We start from the raw sequence: 18,722 nt of genomic DNA, 5'->3' as shown, positions 1-18,722 counted from the left end.
GTGTGATGGACGCAGATGAAGATCGCGTCCGGCGCACGCGTCTCGCTTGCTTGCACCGTTAACCGATGCGCAATGCGTCCCTGAATGGCGGCTTCGTTCAGAGCGTGACGTTAAATGCAGGGCGGCAGCTGCGCTTGGAAGACCTGCATGCGATGACCTCCTGCGTTTCCTTCCCCGTGCGCCGGCAGCGGAACGCCGGCATCGGCCCCGCTGCCATCCAGAGGCCATGTCGGACCCTTATTTTCCGCGCACCATGGCCATGATCTTCGCGGTATCCAGCGTGCGCGCCTTTTCCTGTATCGCAGGGAGGTACTGGGTCTGCAACTGCCGTCCTTCCTGCACCACGCTTGCGTAGCTATCCTTGAGCATCTGCGTGGACAGGGTGCGGCCGCCAGCGTAGTAACGCTTGGCCACCTGGCCCAGCGCATAAGTGCTGGCGAAGCTCATGCCGGAACTGACGGCCTGGTTGCCCACGCCGCGCGCCATGCCGCCGCCCATCTTCCCCAGCAGCCCGCCCAGGAGCTTGCGGCCGGCCTGCTCCAGAAACTGGGATGTCATGCCGACGCCCGCTGTTGCCAGAAAATCCTTGATGTGCCCGCGGTCAAGCTCGTAGCCGTATGCTTGCCCGATCCGGTAAACCAGCTTCATCTGCAGCGGGATGATGGCCATGGTCGACAGGGATTCCGGCAACAGTTCGAGCGCCCCGTTGACGATGGATGCGTTCAGGATCGCGCTGTCGAGTTCGGCCTCGTCGACGTTTGCCGGCGCGGCGCGCGCCGGTTGCGCAACTGCATCGGCAGCCGCAAGGCTTGCGGCGCCGCCCATGGGCGCGGCGGCCATGTCCTCGGCGCTGCGGGTGAACGCGGCGGCGGCGGGTGCGCCTATGCCGAGGGCGTCGCGCAATGCGTCGAGGAAGCGGCGCTCGGAGTCCGACTGCACGTCGTCGGCGTCGCATACGCAGACCGCCATTTCGTAGGCAAGCTGACGCGACTCGGCGCTCGTGAGCGCTGCCGCGGCCGATTCCAGCGTAACGCGCTTGAGCAGCACATCCTGGTAGAGCCTGGGCAAGCGCACGCCGTCCTCCCCGGCCAGGTCCTCCGCGATGCGCTTGATCTCGGCGCGCTCGCGTTCATGCTTTTCGCCATCGGCGAAGGCGGCCAGCAGGCTGATGGTGACGATCGCGGTGGTCTCTTCTTGGGTCATGGCAACTCTCTCCGTGGCGTTCAAAATGATATCGTCGGATCATTTCGGCTATACAAGGTTCCGCCCGCAAGCCGCTCGCCGGGGTGAGAGGCAAGTCAGGCACGAGTCGAGACCCGGCCAGCAGCAGGCGGGTTCCCGCTGCGGAGCGTTCGCACGGATTAACGCGCCGCATCCGTAGCGGGCAGAACTTGCCCCACCCAGGTAAAACCTGGGCGTCGATCAACAATCCGTTGATGCGTGCCTGGGAAGCGGGACCTCGTGGCGGGGACGATGGGCTTCATCGCTTCCCGCGATTACGCTTACTTCTGACTGGCTTTCGCCGCTGCATTGGCCCGCGCGGTATGCATTTTCCGGTAGCTGGCGATCAGCCGGTGGTGCCGGTCCAGCCCCTCCAATGCCATGCCGGTGGGCGTCAGGCCATGGAAGCGCACGCTGCCGTCCACCGAACCCAGCACCGCATCCATCCTTGGATTGCCAAACATCCGGCGGAAATTGACGATGTACTCGTCCAGTTCCAGTTCGTCATCGATCAGTACCTCCAGCACCACGTTCAAGGCTTGATAGAACAATCGGCGTTCGACGGTGTTGTCGTTGTACTGCAGGAAGACTCCGACCAGCTCGTGCGCCTCCTCAAGGTCCTGCAGCGCGAGATGAATGAGCAGCTTCAGTTCGAGAACGGTCAACTGTCCCCAGTCCGTGTTGTCGTCAAATTCGATGCCGATCAGCGTGCCGATGTCCAGGTATTCGTCGAGTTCATTGTTGTCCAAACGATCGAGCAGCGCTTCCAGGCTGGCGTCATCCAGCCGATGCAGATTCAATATATCGGCACGGAAGGATAGCGCCTTGTTGGTGTTATCCCAGATCAGGTCCTCGACCGGATAGATTTCCGAATAGCCGGGCACCAGGATGCGGCAGGCGATCGCGTTCAGCTGGTCATACACGGCGATGTATACCTCCTTGCCCATCTCTTCGAGGATGCCGAGCAGGGTGGCGGCTTCCTCCGCATTGGAATTCTCGCCCTGGCCGGAAAAATCCCATTCGACAAAATCGAAACCGGACTTGCTGCTGAAAAAGCGCCACGACACGACGCCGCTGGAATCGATGAAGTGTTCGACAAAGTTGTTCGGCTCGGTGACCGCGTTGCTGACAAAGCTGGGCTGGGGCAAATCGTTCAGGCCTTCAAAACTGCGGCCCTGCAGCAATTCCGTCAAACTCCGCTCCAGCGCCACCTCGAAGCTGGGATGCGCGCCGAACGAAGCAAAGACACCGCCAGTCCGCGGGTTCATCAGCGTGACGCACATGACCGGGTAAACGCCGCCCAGCGACGCATCTTTCACCAGCACCGGAAAGCCCTGCTCCTCCAGGCCGCGGATGCCGGCCAGGATGCGAGGGTATTTCGCCAGTACCTCCTGCGGCACATCCGGCAGCGTCATTTCGCCTTCCAGAATCTCGCGCTTCACCGCGCGTTCGAAAATCTCTGACAGGCATTGCACCTGCGCTTCGGCCAGCGTATTGCCGGCGCTCATGCCATTGCTGACGTACAGGTTCTCGACCAGGTTGGACGGGAAATAGACCGTCTGCCCGTCTGACTGCCGCACATACGGCAGCGAACAGATGCCGCGTTCCGTGTTTCCCGAGTTGGTGTCATACAGGTGCTCGCTCCGCAGCTCGCCATCCGGGTCGTAGATGGACAGGCAGTATTCATCGAGGATCTCAGCCGGCAGCGCGTCGTCGGGGCCGGGCTTGAACCAGCGCTCGTCCGGATAATGCACGAACGGCGCATTGGCGATGTCTTCACCCCAGAACGTACCGGCGTAGAAATGATTGCAATTCAGGCGCTCGATATACTCGCCCAGGGCCGACGCCAATGCGCTTTCCTTGGTTGCGCCCTTGCCGTTGGTGAAACACATCGGCGCCTGCGCGTCGCGGATATGCAGCGACCATACATTGGGAATGAGATTGCGCCAGGACGCGATTTCAATCTTGATGCCGAGGTCCGCCAGCAAGCCCGACATATTGGCGATGGTCTGCTCCAATGGCAGGTCTTTGCCTGCAATATAGGTGCTGGCGTCGGGATCCGGTGTCAGCATCAGCAGCGACTGCGCGTCGGCATCCAGGTTTTCCACTTCTTCAATCACAAACTCGGGCCCGGCCTGCACCACCTTTTTCACCGTGCAGCGCTCGATGGAGCGCAGGATGCCCTGGCGGTCGTAAGCGGAGATATCGGTAGGCAGCTCGACCTGGATCTTGAAGATCTGCTGGTAGCGGTTCTCCGGGTCGACGATGTTGTTTTGAGACAGGCGGATATTCTCGGTCGGAATGTTGCGCGTGACGCAGTACAGCTTGACAAAGTAAGCCGCACACAGCGCCGACGAGGCCAGGAAGTAGTCGAAGGGACCCGGCGCCGAGCCGTCGCCCTTGTAGCGGATGGGCTGGTCGGCGATGACCGTGAAATCGTCGAACTTGGCTTCAAGACGAAGCTTGTCGAGAAAATTGACCTTAATTTCCATGGGGGATTCTCAGAAGTGGCACGTAACGTGATGTGGCCGCTATTATCCGCCAAGTGGCCGGTCCGAAAAAAATCGCGGGGAAACGCCGGCGTTCGGGCGTCGCAGCATGCGTTCAGCCGGCCGGCCGTGGCCGACGCGGAAGGACGGATACCCGGCCCCAGGTGGGGACCGGCGTTTCCGGATAACGGACGGTGGACACCTGGGCCGGAAGCAATGCAACGCAGTCGCGTTTTCAAGCGCATAAAAGCAGGCTGCGCAATCGGCACCCTACGGCGTGCGCGGCAGCAGTTGCTGCGCAAGCAGGCCGGCGTGGCGCGTCAATGCAGTGAAGTCGCGCGAACAGAGGTAGAGTCGCCGGGTTGCCCAGGTTTCCGACAGCGGCAGAATGGCCAGGTCGCGCTGTAGCGTCCTGGCTAGCCCATCGGAAAGGATGGAAATGCCGATGCCTGCCTCGACATACATCGCCACATGTTCGGCGTTGCGCAGCTGGATGCGGTAGTTGAATTGACGGCCGAGGCGTGATGCACGCTCCGCCAGATGTGTTTCAAGCGCCGTGTCCGCCATGCCCACGACAGGCTCTTCCAGGAGATCGGCGAAGGCCACGGCCGACTTCTGGGCCAGGGGGTGGGAACGGCTGACGACGACGACGAGCTGGTCGCTGGCTATCAGGTGCGTCTGCAGCGTTCCGAGGTCGGTGATGTCCGCGACGATTCCAAGATCGGCGCGCTTGTCCACCAGAGCCTGGACGATGTCCGCGCTGGATCGCTCTTCCAGGTCGATCGACAGGTCGGGATGCGTAGCCAGGAAACGGCAAAGCTGCGGCGGCAGGAATGCCGACATGGCCGCGGTATTCGATAGAAGCCGGATGCGGCCCTTCAGGCCGCTTGCATAGGTTCGCAGTTCCCCGCGCATCTGTTCGACCTGGCCCAGGATGGAACGGGCATGCCTGACCAAGGCCTCGCCCGCCGCAGTGGCGCGTACGCCGCGACGGTTACGTTCCAGCAGGGGCGCGCCCAGCGCCGCTTCCATCCCGGCAATGCGTTCACTGACCGATGCCAGCGCCAGGTGGATGGTGCGGGCAGCGTGCGTCAGGCTGCCGCATTCGACGACCGTCAGGAAGAGACGCAAATCGGTCAGGTCAAAGCGCATGGCAATCGTCTTCAGCATTCGGAATCACCGAAGTCTAGCATTGGAATTGCCAGATTGTGAGAGTGGGACGCAGTGCCTATCATCGCTTTCATGGACTCAGTCATTTTAATCTTTACAGCAGGAATGTTCGCCGGCGCGATGAATGCGCTGGCCGGCGGCGGCTCCTTCGTCAGCCTGCCAGCCTTGATCGCGGTGGGCGTGCCTCCGGTTCTGGCGAACACTTCCAGCACGGTCGCATTGTTCCCGGGCGGGTTGGCCAGCGCATGGGCCTATCGCAGCGGACTGCAGCCGGTGGGTGGCGTGCCGCTGCGCGCGCTGCCGGCGACCACGCTATGCGGCGGCCTGGTCGGTGCGGTATTGCTGCTGCGAACGTCGGCGGTCGCGTTTACATTTGTATTGCCGTGGCTGCTGCTGGCTGCATCCATCGCGCTGATGTTTGGACGACGCATAGGCGATGCCTTGCGCGCGCGCTGGCACATTCATGCGAACGCCGTGCTGGCCGTCCAGTTCGCGCTCGGTATCTATGGCGGCTATTTTGGCGGCGCAGTCGGGATCATGATGATTGCGATGTGGGGACTGCTCGACAAATGCGATGTGCAACGCCTCAACGCGCCGCGCACGCTGCTGGTGAGTGCTGCCAATATCGTTGCGGTGCTTGCCTTCATTTTGGCCGGCGCGGTGCGCTGGCCCGAGACGCTGACCATGCTGGCAGGCGCAATCATCGGGGGCTATGGCGGCGCATGCATCGGGCGGCGCGCCCCGCCGCGCGTCACTCGCGCCATCACGCTGCTTGCCACTTCCTGCATCACGGTGGCGTTCTTCGTAAAAACCTACGCGCCCTCACTGCTGCACCGCTGACCAGGAAAATGAAATCATGCTCGATGCGCTGCTTGAGACCATCGCAACACTAGGCATCCTGGCCAGTGTGGCCGCAAAGTGTCGAAGGCCGTCCGCAGACGGTATCAGGCGCAAGCCTGCTGGCCCCGACCTTCTCCGGGCTGAGCCGGCTGGCCGCCATAATTCTCCGGAAAGAAGTGGCGCTCGATCAGCTCGATCAGAATATGAAGCACCTTGATGTGCAGTTCCTGCACCCTGTCTGCGTAGCGCCCGCCCGGCGTACAGATATATACATCGCTCAAGGGGGCAAGGGATGCATTTTGGCGGCCGGATAGCGTGATCACATGCATGCCCAGAGACTTTGCCATCTCGGCTGCCCTGAGGATATTTCTGCTGGTTCCGCTCGTGCTCAGCGCGACCAGGCAATCGCCTGCACGGCCATGTGCTTCAAGGTAGCGCGAGAAGACCTGCTCGTAGCCCAGGTCGTTTCCCACGCAGGTCAGGTGCCCCGCGTCGCTGATCGCCGTGGCGGCCAGCGCTCCCCGGTCAAGCCGGTAACGTCCGGTCAACTCCTCTGCAAAGTGCATTGCGTCGCACATCGATCCGCCGTTTCCACAGGCATAAACCCGGCCGCGCTGTGAAAAAATCCGGATCAGGAGCGCGCCGGCCTGCTCGATGGCGGCCAGGCCGTCGGCGCTGTCCAGTAACGATTCCAGCGCAGCCTGGGCTTCCGCGAGGCTTGCCATGATGTGTTGCTTCAAACCGTACTCCAAAGATAAGTGGTTGTGCAGCCTCTCCCGACCCGGGCGCGTCTTGCAATGCGGGCAGTTCACCGGTCATGCGGACTTTTGATGCCTAGAGTCGGATCGAAGGATTCGGTCCGCGCTCGATAAGCGATGGCAGGCATGCCATGTCGGTGAAAGTCAGGTGCGCCCCGGCTTCCAGCAGGCGGGACGCCGGCGTAAGCGCGGCATAACCGTACACTGTCATCCCGGCGGCAACCCCAGCCTTTACGCCCGTGGGCGTGTCTTCGATGACGACGCAGGCCGATGGCGCGACTGCCTGCTTCTCTGCCGCATAAAGAAATACATCCGGATGCGGCTTCGCCCGCGCCACCTCCGTGACACTGTAAAGCCTTCCGTCGAAACGCGGTAGAAGTCGGGTAATGCCCAGCGTCGTTCGCATCTTGTCGTGATCTCCACTGGACGCCACGCAATACGGCAGCCGGATCTGGTCCAGCGCGCTCTCGATACCTGGAACCGCCGCAAGCTGGGCTAACAGGGCCGACGTCGTCCGTCTTTTAAAGTTGTCGACAAAGTCTTCGGGCGGCTGGGCGCCTAGCAGACTGGTCATTAATTCAAGGCATTGGCCCATCGATTTTCCAACGAATTGCTCGAACATGTCTTCGATGGTGACCGGCAGGCCGATTTCATTGAGCATATCCGCGAATACCCGATTCGTGATCCGCTCGCTATCGACAAGCACCCCATCACAATCGAAAATTACCAGGTCAAATCGCGGCATTTCAATCTTTCATCTGTGTTTGGAAATCAAGGCAGCTTGCGGCTTGCTTTTGGCGGTATGGCTGTACGAATTGAACGCATGACAGATCGTCGTGCTTTCGGCGCAGGCTACAACACCTTGCAAATGAACAGCGGAACAGCAAGCTCCGACGACCACTTAATGACGTTCATTTCCAGGTCTTGGCGTAGGCCCCGCGAAAATTAATCGGCGGCGATGTCACCGACATATATTCAAATGCCGTCTCCCCGGTATTTTCGAACCCGTGGAGATCATTATCCTCAAACCGTACGACGTCCCCGGCAGAAATAGGCATCAAAACAGCGTTTTCAAGAACAAGGTTCCCAGTTCCCCGCAGGGCAACCCAGATCTGCTCGGAATTTGCATGACGATGCGGCGGATTTTTCGTGCCGGGAGGGACGATGACGTGCGTGATCGTGACCCGTTCGGAAAGCGAGTTTTCCGGAAATAGCAATTGCCTGGATGTTATTCCTGAATTGGTCAATGCCGGAATGCTGCCAGACCGGATGATTTCCATAACGTTTTTCCTTTCGTCTTGTTAAAGAACGAGTCGCTGTCCGAATCAATATTTGAAAGCGCAACATTGATGCCGAGAATGCTGCCAGTTAATCCGCGGCGATGCAACCAGGAAATCGATGGATCAGTGAAAGCCATTGTGGACCGGTGTCGCCAAGCGCAGCGTGGAACGTGGGCCGATAGCGGAATGCGCAGATACGTTCTTTAAAGCGTTGGAACAATGCTGGTGCAATAAAAAGCCAACTTATTGCCGTCCAAATCGCGTACGTATGCAACGTAAAACCCGGGAGGATCATTCCTCAGGCCGGGAGGGCCTTCATCTTTCCCGCCAAGCGCAACGGCTTTCTCATAAGCCGCACGTACTCTTTCGGGTGTGCCGGCGCGAAGGCCTACCATTACACCATTCCCGGTGCTGGCGCCATTTCCATCGTACGGATCAATCAGCAACAATTGTGGCTGTCCAGGCGCAATTTGCCAGCCAATATACTTTGCCTGCTCCCGGCTACGTTTCGCACCGATCTCTGCCAGAACGACATCGTAGAAAGCTGCTGCACGATTTACATCGTTTGTACCTAGCGTTACATATCCAATCAAGGCTCCCCCCGTGCGCGAGGTCAATTCAGGACTTTCCGTCAACACGTGACCTGATCCGCATTGATGTGCCTGGCTCGGCTAAAGTCAGCCACGGGACGTTTCATACCAGCCGCACCAGAAATAGGCCAGTTTCTTAAAATGAATGTCGACGCCTGATTCGCCGACAGCCTCCCTGAATTCAGATTCAGTGGGAAAATTCTTCAATATTTCGTATTGCCGCCCATCGGCCAACTTGCGAAACTGAAAAGTGTTTCCATCGTTATCCGTTCTTGAAACCACGGTGCTACTACCTTCGACATACAGGTTATCTGTGAAAATTACCCGGCTTCCCGGTCTTAATGCAGAATGGAATTCTCGCAAAAATGGCCGGATTTTCGCTTTTTCGAGGTGCGACCACCAGAATCCCGCATAGCCGCAATCGAAATCCAAACCCAGTCCATCCAGTGCAAACGCATCGGCCTGCTTGACGCAGACATTGGCCAGGCACGATAGCCTTTGTTTTGCTATACGGAGTACGTCATCGTTGTAATCTGTCGCTGTCACGAACGTGGATCCAGGTGCAAAGAATTGCGTCCAGAACCCTGTACCACAAGCGATTTCCAACACCGAACGCGACGCTAGAAGCTCCGTCAAATGGGCCGCGAGAAGCCGAATGTCATTCTGACGTTCGGGCTTGCGGTAGATCGCATCGTACTCGTTCGCGCGTCGCGCATAGTAATCTGCAAGATATTGTTCAGCCATTCATTACCTTCAGGAGAAAATTTTCCATGATTGCATAAAATTAACTCGTTACTGGACACCTGTGTTTCGCCCAGAGCAGAAGCGCTCCAGTTTCAAACATCAGCTTTGACTTGCCGCGTGGCCAATCGGCACAACGTCTCACCATCACGCGCCGCCTTGCGCAAATGAAAACGTCATCGACCCCCTCGAAAAGTTAGCGCTGCCGTGCATTTTTAGTCCACTCCATTCTTCCAAAAATCGCGCTTATATGGTGCAGAAATATCCACCTTAATTCACTAGCCGAGGCCAATCTGTTCGATCTGTAAAGGCTGGACAAACTTAAGCTAATTCGAACGACCGCTTGCGGCTAATCGGTGCAGTGTATAAGAAAAAATAGTTTCGCAAAATACAACGGCTCAGCACCTTGGGAAACGGAATTTTTAAGATACCTCTTTCAAGCGGATGCATAAATCGGGACAAACATTCGCGCCAATAGAGATTTCATCTTCGCGATCGTTTCCAAGCATCGATTGTGAACCGAGAAAATCTCGTGCGACAGCCAGGGACTTAACCGCCAACACGATGGAAGTGATTTCGACTTTTTTGCCGGCATGCAAAGTCAGCGCGATGCCACGGCCCAAGTCGAAGGTCTCTGATGCTTGTCCCGTGATCGCCTGCCAGTGTTGCGTAGCTCTTTCTAGATCCGGCGAAACCATCGTTATTTCTGAAAGGCGAATGACGCCGAGCGGTCCGCCGCCGCACTGGTCGAATTGATGCTGCTCCCGGAGTCGGCGGTCCTGGGCTGTGAGTTTTCCAGTCCATGGAAAAATGGTGCCGTCTATTCCCCATTCACAGAAAAAGACGCAACATGTTGAAGTCGAAACGTCCAGGATAACCGCGTTCGTAAAGTTAGTAACTCGCTCCCCATTTCGTCCTGGCGTGACAAATGCCCATGGCGTTTTACAGGCGATCCCGCGCTTTGCAAGCACCTCGATGCTATCGCTGAGGCTTGGTGGGTCCAGTGCAAAGCCGGAAAACAAAGGCAGGGACTGCTCTGCAGGTAAGTCTGAGTTGTCCGCTGCTGCCCAGAATTCCAGATTGGTATTTCCGAGCGTGATCCACGCGTAGGTAGCAAATTCCATGTGCTGCAAGGGCCACGACGTAGGCAATGAAAACCTGTCGGAAAATAACGCTAGAAGCGGCTCTGTTTTCTCAACACGGACCATGATGTGGTCAACGCCGTTAAACAATTGTGTCGTCATTTGGGGCGCGTTTTATTTCTGGCTATAACGTTTAAGGAAGCGACGCTCGTCCGGCAAATAGCCATTCGATTGATAGAACGCATGAGCTTCCGAACGCTGATTTCCACTTGTGACTTCAGACCGCACACAACCAGCGGCGATGAAAAACGCATCCGCTGCCCGAATCAGCAACTTTCCCATTCCTTCTCCACGCTTGTCGGAAGCGATAACCAGAGAAGTGATTCGGCCGATGCGTCCGGCAGCATGGAACAATTCTGTCACATGAAGACTCATCACGCCCGCGACGATACCATCGTCCTCGGCGACCAGGACCAAGTCGCTCGGATTGCCAGCAAGCAGCGTAATTTTGTGAGCGACAAGACTAGACGATGCAATATATCCAAGTTGTTCAAGCAAATTTGCAATCGTGACTGCATCGGAAACTTCGGCTGCACGGATATTTATCATTGGATTGTTATGTACCGGCAGGAGAAAAAATTTCAGGTTATTTCTGTGCCTTCCTTGATAATGCACTAGGAATTAAGTGTAGCCCACCGAAGGTAACTAGTTGAATAAATCCTGGAGTGTAAGTTTATTTTCGTTTACTGAAAACCGGAATTTAATAGTTGGCCGCTGTCCTAGAATTATAATGATATGCATTGCAAGAAAAAAGATGCGGAAGCAGAAATTGTGCTTAAGGAAGTTGGCGCGAGCGGAATAACCCGACAACAGATTGTAATCATCCCTGTTAAATTCCGGACATGACACATACGGCTGTCCGGCCTTGCTTATCACGTCAGTTAATCAATGCACGGTCGCCCCCTACGCCTTGACCGCCTTACTCCACTTCGCGGTATCAATTGCTGCGCTGGCTGCCTGTATCCCCTTCGCCGCCCGCCCATGGATGCAGCCAATCGACATGCAGTCCGGATCGAGCACCCCGCGGGCAAAATGCTGACCTGGACAGCAGTCGCGCTGCGCAATGCAATCCCTGTCCAGCCGCTTTTTAACGATCCTGGCTTGTCACGGGTTCCGGCAAACTCAGCCCGAACTGGTCGATATAAGGCCGCAGGCTATTGGTGATGGCAGCCTCCAGGGGGACGCCGCGCCTGAGCGCTTCGCGCTTGGTTGCAAGGGCGCGGTCGCCTGGCACGCGAACGCGATCGGTGCCGGGCCTGGGAGGATTGCTTCTGCAGGAATCGGCAAGCCATGTGGTCTGTTTCGTGAATTGTTCGCGGCCGCCGAATGCGGTGGGATCGATGACTTGCAGGAAGACGGACACGCTCGTGCCCGACGGATGATCGCTGCGTCCAAAACCGCCAAGGCCCTGGGTTAATGCTTCGACCAGTAAGGCCATGCTGTAGCCCTTGTGACCATGGTCCAGGCCTCCGACCGGAAGCAACGATCCACCGCCATTGACTACCGCGGCCGGATCGGTCGTCGGATTGCCTTCGACATCCATTACCCACGGCTGGGTGAAGGACTCGCCCGCCCTGAAAAGCTGCTTGGCCTTGTTGAGCGTGGTGATGGACGCGCTGATATCGAGCAGGATGGGATCGGCATCGGTCGGGATGCCGGCTGCGTACGGATTTGGCGTGAACAATGGCCTGGAGCCGCCATACGGCGCCACCCCGCTCGTCGTCGGCGTGGAACACGCGAGCATCACCATGTAACCCTTGTCGGTCGCGCGTGGCAGATAGGCAGCAAGGGCGCCGATATGCCAGCTTTCGGAGATTGAAACGGTTACCGTCCCATAGGTCGCCACACGTTCCACCGCGAGATCGACTGCCTTGGCGGTTAGCCAGGTGCCGGGCAGCCGTCTTCCATTCCATAGAACGCAGGCGCCGCGGTCGGACAGGATTTCCGGTTCGCCATCCAGCGTCATGGCCCCGCTCTTTATCGCATCCAGGTACCAGGGAGCGAGCGCGAGCCCATGGGTTGAATGCCCCATCAAGTCCGCTTCCACCAGGATTTCAGCGATATTCTCGGCCTTTTCCGCGTCAAGGCCGGCTGCGCCAAACAGGCTGGCGGCAAAATCGCGCAAGGCAGGATAGTCATAACGGGCAGGTACTGTCTCGTTCATATGCGTTCCTTCAGATTAGATCCATCACAGGCGGCGTCAATGCCTTAATTCTCCGCACTGTCGCTGGGGGGATTGAAAAGGTCCTTGAGCGCATCCTGATTTGCCTTGGGGCGGACCGAGCTGCGGCGACCGGTAAATTCCTCCTCGATATTGTCGCGGTAATAGCTCCAGGCCGAACCCGTGCTCGACAAGGTGCGCCAGACTTCGGCGCCCACCGCGGAATAATCGATTGCCGTTCCATCCTCCAGCTCCACCCTTAAGCGTCGTTCCTTCGGGTCGTATCCAATGGCACGCAGTTTTCCGGAATTGATCTTTTTCATGTCCATCGCTCGTTCCTCCAAATTTCCATGCCGTTTACATTACCTGGCGCGTTGGCTCAAAGCGTCGGCCTAATATAATCGACCGATCCATATCTGCAACCCGCAGCGGCGCGTTTCGATTGTGCGCATTTGCCGGCCCTGCGCCAGAAGGTCGATTCCAGCAGCCCGGCACCGGGTTTGCATGACGAAGCATGCCCGATATCCAGCGATCCGGGGCACGGTTAGATTCACCCGATGGATTGCGCGCCGTTGGGCGCGGCCGGTTCGCGCGCCAGTTCAATGAAAGCCTTCAGGTAGTCGATTCCGACGTCGCTCTCGCGCGCGCCCAGGAAGATCTGCTTCGCAATGCCTTCCTTCCCCAGCCGGACAGGGACGACATCCATCTTGCTCGCGTATTCCAGCACCAGCCAGCGCGGCAGGGCCGCGACGCCGCGCTCACTTGCGACCATCTGCAACATGATGTCGGTCGTCTCGATGACTTTGTGCCGCTTGGGCGTTACGCCGGCGGGCGTCAGGAAAAGATTGTAGATATCCAGCCTGTCCGGCGTTACCGGGTAGGTAATGAGCACTTCGCCGGTCAATTGCGATGGCTCGACATAGCTTGCGCTTGCAAGCCTGTGCTTGCCGGCGACGACGAGAACCTGCTCGTAGTCGAAAACCGGCTCGAAAATCAGGCCTGGCTTGAAAAGCGGATCGGGAGTGACCAGCAGATCGATTTCGTAGGCAAACAGCGCGCCGATGCCGCCGAACTGGAATTTCTGCTTCACATCCACGTCGACGTCCGGCCAGGCCGCCAGATAAGGCGAAACCACTTTCAACAGCCATTGATAACAGGGATGGCATTCCATGCCGATGCGCAGCGCGCCGCGTTCGCCCCGCGCGAACTGGCGCAGCCTGTCCTCGGCCAGGGTCATTTGCGGCAGCACGCGGTTGGCGACCCCGAGCAGATACCGCCCCGCCTGCGTGAGCTGCAGGCTGCGGCCCTCCCGCAGCCAGACATCGGTGCCCAACTGCTGCTCCAGCTTTTTCATGCTGTGGCTCAGGGCCGATTGGGTGACATGCAGCACGCTGGCGGCGGCGGTCAGGGACCCCAATCGGTCGACCTCCTGGACGATGGCTAAATGGATGCGATCCAACATCATTAATGAGTGAATTTCATGGAAAGGTGAGATAAAACCATTTTACTTCATGAGCGACGAACTCTACGATCCGCGCAGTCGCATTGACATCGGCATTCATCATCTGGAGCGAACCATGACTACCATTCACAATCTGGGCTTCCCCCGCGTCGGCGGGAAGCGTGAACTGAAATTTGCGCTTGAGTCTTACTGGAAGGGCAACGCCTCGCGCGACACGCTGGAAAACGTCGGGGTCCAGCTGCGCAAGCGCCACTGGGACCAGCAGTCGGGACTGGACCTGGTCCCGGTCGGCGACTTCGCCTATTACGATCAAGTGCTGGATATGAGCTTCACCCTGGGAAACCTGCCCGAGCGGGTGCACGGCTTCCAGGGCGACGCCCTGGACAATTACTTTCGCGTAGCGCGCGGTCGTTCCGCGCAGGGCACGGAAGGGCATGGCTGCTGCGGCGGCGTTGCAGCAGGCGAGATGACCAAGTGGTTCGACACCAACTACCATTACATCGTCCCGGAGTTCAATACCGCAACCGAGTTCAGGCTCGATGCGTCGCGCCTGCTGGAACAACTGGCCGAAGCCAGCGCGCAAGGCGTGAAAGCCAAGCCCGTGATCATCGGACCGATCACCTATCTGGCACTGGGCAAGAGCAAGGACCAGTCCGCAAAGCTGGCGCTGCTGCCCCGCCTGCTGCCGGTGTATGCGGCACTGCTCGATACGCTGGCTGGTGAAGGCGTGGAATGGGTGCAGGTCGACGAACCCATCCTGGTGACGGAGCTGGATGCCGAATGGCAGCACGCGTTCAACACGGCCTATCATCAGCTCAAGGTCTGCAAGGTCAAGCTGCTGCTGGCGACCTATTTCGGCGAACTGAAGGAGAACGGCTACCTGGCGGCGAACCTCCCGGTGGCCGGCCTGCATATCGACGTGACCGGCAGCCACGACGACGTGCAGCCACTGATCAACCTGCTGGCTCCGCACAAAATCCTTTCACTGGGCGTCGTCAGCGGCCGCAATATCTGGAAAACCGATCTGACCGCCGTGCTGGACCGGATCGAACCCCTGGCCGAGCGCCTGGGCGATCGCCTGTGGATCGCGCCATCGTGCTCGCTGCTGCACGTACCGGTCGACCTGGAATGCGAGCAGCAGCTTGATCCGGAGATCAGGTCCTGGCTTGCATTCGCCCTGCAGAAGCTGGACGAATTGCGGGTACTGGGAAGGGCTTTGCGTGAAGGACGAGAAGCCGTTGCGGCCGAGCTGGCCGCAAACCGGGCCGCGCTGGCGGCGCGCCGTGCTTCCCCCCGTGTGAACAACCCTGCCGTCCAAACCGCCGTCGCCAGCATCGATCCCCGCGATGGCCAACGCGACAGCGCCTACCCCGAGCGCGCCCGAAAGCAGGCCGCGCTGCTGAAGCTGCCAGCCTTCCCGACCACGACGATCGGCTCCTTCCCGCAGACTGCGGAAATCCGCCTGGCACGCAGCGAGCACAAGGCGGGCCGTCTGGACGACGCCGGTTACAAGAAGGCAATGCAAGCCGAGATCGCGCGCAGCGTGCGTGAACAGGAAGCGCTGGAACTCGATGTGCTCGTGCACGGGGAGGCCGAACGCAATGACATGGTCGAGTATTTTGGCGAGCAGCTCGACGGCTATGCGTTCAGCCGGTTCGGCTGGGTGCAATCCTATGGCTCACGCTGCGTGAAGCCGCCCATCCTGTTCGGCGACATCAGCCGGCCAAGGCCGATGACCGTGGAGTGGACCAGGTACGCGCAATCGCTGACCGCAAAACCCATGAAGGGCATGTTGACCGGCCCTGTGACCATCCTCAACTGGTCCTTCGTGCGCGACGACCAGCCACGCTCGGTCTCGTGCAGGCAGCTGGCGCTGGCCATCCGGCAGGAAGTGCTGGACCTGGAGGAAGCCGGTGTCCGCGTGATCCAGATCGATGAGGCCGCACTGCGCGAAGGCCTGCCGCTGCGGCGCGCGGAATGGGCGCAATACCTGGACTGGGCAGTGGAATCGTTCCGCCTGTGCGCCAATGGCGTTTCGGACGAGACGCAAATCCACACGCACATGTGTTATTCCGAATTCAATGACATCATCGCCTCGATCGCCGCGATGGACGCGGATGTGATCACCATCGAGACGTCACGCTCGGACATGGAATTGCTGGATGTCTTCAAGCAGTTCAAGTACCCGAATGAGATCGGTCCCGGCGTCTATGACATTCATTCGCCGAACATACCGACGCAGGAACACATCGTGCGCCTGATGAGGACGGCGGCGAAACGGATTCCGGCGGAACGGCTGTGGGTCAATCCCGACTGCGGCCTGAAGACCCGCGGGTGGGCTGAAGTGATCCCGGCACTGGCGAATATGGTTGCGGCAGCCAAGACCCTGCGCGCAGCGTAACGCTGCCTCGCGGTGGTCTGTGCAGGCAGGGTATCGATAACCCAGGCCCTTGGGCTGGAGGCGCTCCGCCGCGATTGTCTGCCTGCGCAAGCCCATCTGGGAATGATGCCGCGTCCTTTGATCTGCTAATTTAATTCACAGGCACAGCGCCATCGGTTCCGGGGCAACCCTGCCGGCACCGATAGCGCGGCGCGGCCGGTCGAAGTCGCTCCATGCCTTGGCGCGTGCAAAGCCGCCGATACAGGCAGGGCCAGCATCCATCCGGCAGCCGCAGCGGGATGTTGGATTGCATTCGCTGAATCGTGCGGCCTTCTGTTCCACCTCCTGCACCGCGTTATGCACCTCGTGGCGATCACTCGCCCTTGATGCCGACCTTTCGTATCACAGTGCCCCATTTTTCCATCTCGGCGTCGATGAATTTGCCAAAATCGGCCGCGCCAAGCGCGTGAGGCTCCATGCCCTGGGCCAGCAGCTTCTTCTTCATCTCCGTATCCTTGATCGCCTGGCTCACTTCCGCGTCGAGCCGGTCCACGACGGCCTTGGGCACGTCGCGCGGCAGCATGAATCCATACCATCCGGACGCGACCACATTTGGAAAACCCTGCTCCCGCAATGTCATTGCGTCGGGGTAGATCTCGCTTCGGGAACCCGACGCAACGCCGAGCACCCGGAGCTTGCCGCTCCGGATATGCGGCAGTGCCGCCGAGATCGCGGTGAGCGTTGCGTCGATGCGGCCAGCCAGCAAGTCCATGTATGCCGCGGCATCGCCGCGATAATGGACCGATAACCCCTTTACGCTCGCGTCCAGGAACAGCAGCTCCTGCGCCAGGTGCGGCATAGATCCGGTGCCGGGGGAGCCGAAGGTCAGTCCGTCGGGACGTGACTTTCCATAGGCAATCAGTTCGCGCACGGTCTTGACCGGCATTTGTGCATTAACGATGAGAAACAGCGGCGCGATCGCTGTCATTCCGACCGGCTGCAGGTCTTTGTGCGGATCGAAGTCGAGGTTGCCGTACAACGCTTCCATGGTGGCGTAAGGCGCCGCCGCATACAGAAGGGTATAGCCGTCGGAAGCCTTGTGCGCGACATAACTGGTGCCGATGCGCGTGCCCGCGCCCGCCTTGTTTTCAACAATAAACGGCTGCCCCAGTCGACTCCGTAAATGCTCGCCGATCAGCCGCGCAGAGATATCGTTCGGCCCGCCCGGCCCGTATGGGGAAATGATGGTGACGGGGCGGGCCGGCCACCGGTCCTGTGCGAAAGACCATGGAAGAGCAGCGGTGCCAATGCTGGCGAGCGCCGCATTGATGAACGTCCGGCGGGTCATCTTCATTTTGTCTCCTGAGCGTTTATTTAGTATTGAAAACCTTGCTTGCGCTGAGCGGCAATGGCCATCGATCCGATAGTAGAATGCGCAATCAGTTCAGACAATCAATAATTTCTTGCCAACTTATAGACTATGGTTATAAGTGAATGCGAGGGCAGCGCACACCGGGAGATGGCATGGCAGCGGAAGTAACCCTCAGGCAGCTACGTGCATTTGTTGCGGTTCTGGAGTCGGGAAGCTTTTCGGAAGCGGCCGCCGCGATGCACTTGTCGCAGGCAGCGCTAAGCGGACTTATCAAGGAACTGGAAGGTCGGCTTGGCGTGCGCCTGCTCGATCGGAATACACGCAGGGTGAGCTTGTCGGTCGCGGGCGTCACGTTCGAACCGATGGTGCGCCGCGTGCTCACCAGCCTGGATGATGCGCTCGAGAGCGTGACGGATCTCAAGGAACTGCGGCGCGGGCTGGTACGCGTGGCTGCGCCCGAAACGCTTTCCTGCACCCTGCTGCCTGAGCTCATTACCGGCTACGAGATGCTTCATCCCGGCATCGACGTCCAGTTCGAGGACGTTCCGATTGAACAAGTGCTTGCGGGCCTGCACGATGGCAGCATCGACATCGGATTCGGCCCGGAGGGGGTCGTGGCGGAGGAAGCGATCGAGGTCCACATGATACGCGTCGATCCCCTGTGGGTTGCACTGCGCAAGGACGATCCCCTGGCGAGCGGTGAGTCGGTGAACTGGAAGGATCTGTGCGAGCGGCTTCTAATCAATTACATGCCCAACTTGGCGAGCAATGTGCTGAGCCACGTGCCAGTACGGCATTACCCGCGAAACATCATCGCAGTCCACCGTGTCAATACGGCGCTCTCCCTGGTGCAGGTCAGGCAAGGATGCGTGATCTGTCCCTCGATGGCGCGCTCCCTCGTGGAAGGCTTCGGCCTGGCTTTCCGGCCGCTGCGCCAGCCGACGGTGACCTGGCGCATTGCAATCTTTGCCAGGAACCGGCCGTCTCTCTCCCCTGCGGTCGAGAGTTTTCTCGACTACACGCTTCAGGCTGCGACAACCTGGGACAGCAGCCGCATGGTCACGCCGTTTCGGAACTGATGGCCTGGGTTCGCCGATGGCGGCAGGCAGACCTCGG

17 protein-coding genes are annotated in these 18,722 nt (G+C 59.1%); 3 read left to right on the top strand and 14 right to left on the bottom strand.

The annotated features are described in order from the left end of the window. Positions 1-237: 237 nt before the first annotated feature. From QOL82_RS15815 to QOL82_RS15805, 3 genes are all read right to left on the bottom strand, one after another. Entirely contained in the window at positions 238-1,203 is a 966-nt protein-coding gene (locus QOL82_RS15815; protein WP_283443258.1) for a YcjF family protein, read from the bottom strand. Positions 1,204-1,502: 299 nt separating this feature from the next. After that, positions 1,503-3,713 carry an OsmC domain/YcaO domain-containing protein gene (locus tag QOL82_RS15810; protein WP_283443257.1) on the bottom strand — a complete coding sequence of 737 codons (2,211 nt, stop codon included), beginning with the start codon at positions 3,711-3,713 and terminating at the stop codon, positions 1,503-1,505. Positions 3,714-3,980: 267 nt separating this feature from the next. Further along, positions 3,981-4,862, bottom strand: coding sequence for a LysR substrate-binding domain-containing protein (locus QOL82_RS15805; RefSeq protein WP_283443343.1), 882 nt, complete (start codon positions 4,860-4,862; stop codon positions 3,981-3,983). Positions 4,863-4,952: 90 nt separating this feature from the next. Between QOL82_RS15805 and QOL82_RS15800 the strand changes: the two genes are divergently transcribed. Further along, the gene (locus tag QOL82_RS15800; RefSeq protein ID WP_283443256.1) at positions 4,953-5,720 is read left to right on the top strand and encodes a sulfite exporter TauE/SafE family protein; all 768 of its coding nucleotides are present in this window, start codon (positions 4,953-4,955) and stop codon (positions 5,718-5,720) included. Between the two features lie 104 nt (positions 5,721-5,824). On the opposite strand, the gene QOL82_RS15795 is transcribed toward QOL82_RS15800, so the two are convergent. The 10 genes from QOL82_RS15795 to QOL82_RS15750 all read right to left on the bottom strand — a co-directional run bounded on the left by QOL82_RS15795 (position 5,825) and on the right by QOL82_RS15750 (position 13,854). Further along, the gene (locus QOL82_RS15795) at positions 5,825-6,460 is read right to left on the bottom strand and encodes an SIS domain-containing protein (protein WP_283443255.1); all 636 of its coding nucleotides are present in this window, start codon (positions 6,458-6,460) and stop codon (positions 5,825-5,827) included. A 94-nt stretch (positions 6,461-6,554) separates the two neighbouring features. Beyond that, positions 6,555-7,223: an HAD family hydrolase gene (locus QOL82_RS15790; RefSeq protein ID WP_283443254.1), complete on the bottom strand. Its 669-nt coding sequence runs from the start codon at positions 7,221-7,223 to the stop codon at positions 6,555-6,557. 166 nt (positions 7,224-7,389) lie between these two features. Continuing rightward, positions 7,390-7,758 (bottom strand): cupin domain-containing protein, encoded by a 369-nt coding sequence (locus QOL82_RS15785; RefSeq protein WP_283443253.1) that lies wholly within the window; start codon positions 7,756-7,758, stop codon positions 7,390-7,392. Positions 7,759-7,961: 203 nt separating this feature from the next. Beyond that, positions 7,962-8,375, bottom strand: a complete 414-nt coding sequence (locus QOL82_RS15780; RefSeq protein WP_283443252.1) for a VOC family protein — start codon at positions 8,373-8,375, stop codon at positions 7,962-7,964. A gap of 60 nt (positions 8,376-8,435) precedes the next feature. Next, entirely contained in the window at positions 8,436-9,092 is a 657-nt protein-coding gene (locus QOL82_RS15775) for a class I SAM-dependent methyltransferase (RefSeq protein ID WP_283443251.1), read from the bottom strand. A gap of 419 nt (positions 9,093-9,511) precedes the next feature. Further along, entirely contained in the window at positions 9,512-10,333 is an 822-nt protein-coding gene (locus QOL82_RS15770) for a VOC family protein (protein ID WP_283443250.1), read from the bottom strand. A 12-nt stretch (positions 10,334-10,345) separates the two neighbouring features. Beyond that, entirely contained in the window at positions 10,346-10,780 is a 435-nt protein-coding gene (locus tag QOL82_RS15765) for a GNAT family N-acetyltransferase (protein ID WP_283443249.1), read from the bottom strand. A gap of 538 nt (positions 10,781-11,318) precedes the next feature. After that, complete coding sequence (locus tag QOL82_RS15760) at positions 11,319-12,395, bottom strand: Ldh family oxidoreductase (protein ID WP_283443248.1); 1,077 nt, start codon at positions 12,393-12,395, stop codon at positions 11,319-11,321. 44 nt (positions 12,396-12,439) lie between these two features. Then, complete coding sequence (locus QOL82_RS15755; protein ID WP_283443247.1) at positions 12,440-12,721, bottom strand: KTSC domain-containing protein; 282 nt, start codon at positions 12,719-12,721, stop codon at positions 12,440-12,442. 221 nt (positions 12,722-12,942) lie between these two features. Continuing rightward, the gene (locus QOL82_RS15750) at positions 12,943-13,854 is read right to left on the bottom strand and encodes a LysR family transcriptional regulator (RefSeq protein WP_283443342.1); all 912 of its coding nucleotides are present in this window, start codon (positions 13,852-13,854) and stop codon (positions 12,943-12,945) included. Positions 13,855-13,969: 115 nt separating this feature from the next. Here QOL82_RS15750 and metE point away from each other — a divergent pair, with 115 nt between their 5' ends. Next, positions 13,970-16,255: a 5-methyltetrahydropteroyltriglutamate--homocysteine S-methyltransferase gene (gene metE, locus QOL82_RS15745; RefSeq protein ID WP_283443246.1), complete on the top strand. Its 2,286-nt coding sequence runs from the start codon at positions 13,970-13,972 to the stop codon at positions 16,253-16,255. 352 nt (positions 16,256-16,607) lie between these two features. Here metE and QOL82_RS15740 read toward each other — a convergent pair whose 3' ends face one another. Continuing rightward, the gene (locus QOL82_RS15740) at positions 16,608-17,588 is read right to left on the bottom strand and encodes a Bug family tripartite tricarboxylate transporter substrate binding protein (RefSeq protein WP_283443245.1); all 981 of its coding nucleotides are present in this window, start codon (positions 17,586-17,588) and stop codon (positions 16,608-16,610) included. A 170-nt stretch (positions 17,589-17,758) separates the two neighbouring features. On the opposite strand from QOL82_RS15740, the gene QOL82_RS15735 reads away from it, so the two are divergent. Beyond that, complete coding sequence (locus tag QOL82_RS15735; RefSeq protein ID WP_283443244.1) at positions 17,759-18,685, top strand: LysR family transcriptional regulator; 927 nt, start codon at positions 17,759-17,761, stop codon at positions 18,683-18,685. Positions 18,686-18,722: the final 37 nt, after the last annotated feature.

Origin of the sequence: Noviherbaspirillum suwonense (assembly GCF_900182955.1) — a bacterium.
GTDB classification, from domain to species: Bacteria; Pseudomonadota; Gammaproteobacteria; order Burkholderiales; family Burkholderiaceae_D; genus Noviherbaspirillum_A; species Noviherbaspirillum_A suwonense.
The sequence above is the reverse complement of the archived record's forward strand: the minus strand, read 5'-3'. Positions and strand labels throughout refer to the sequence as shown.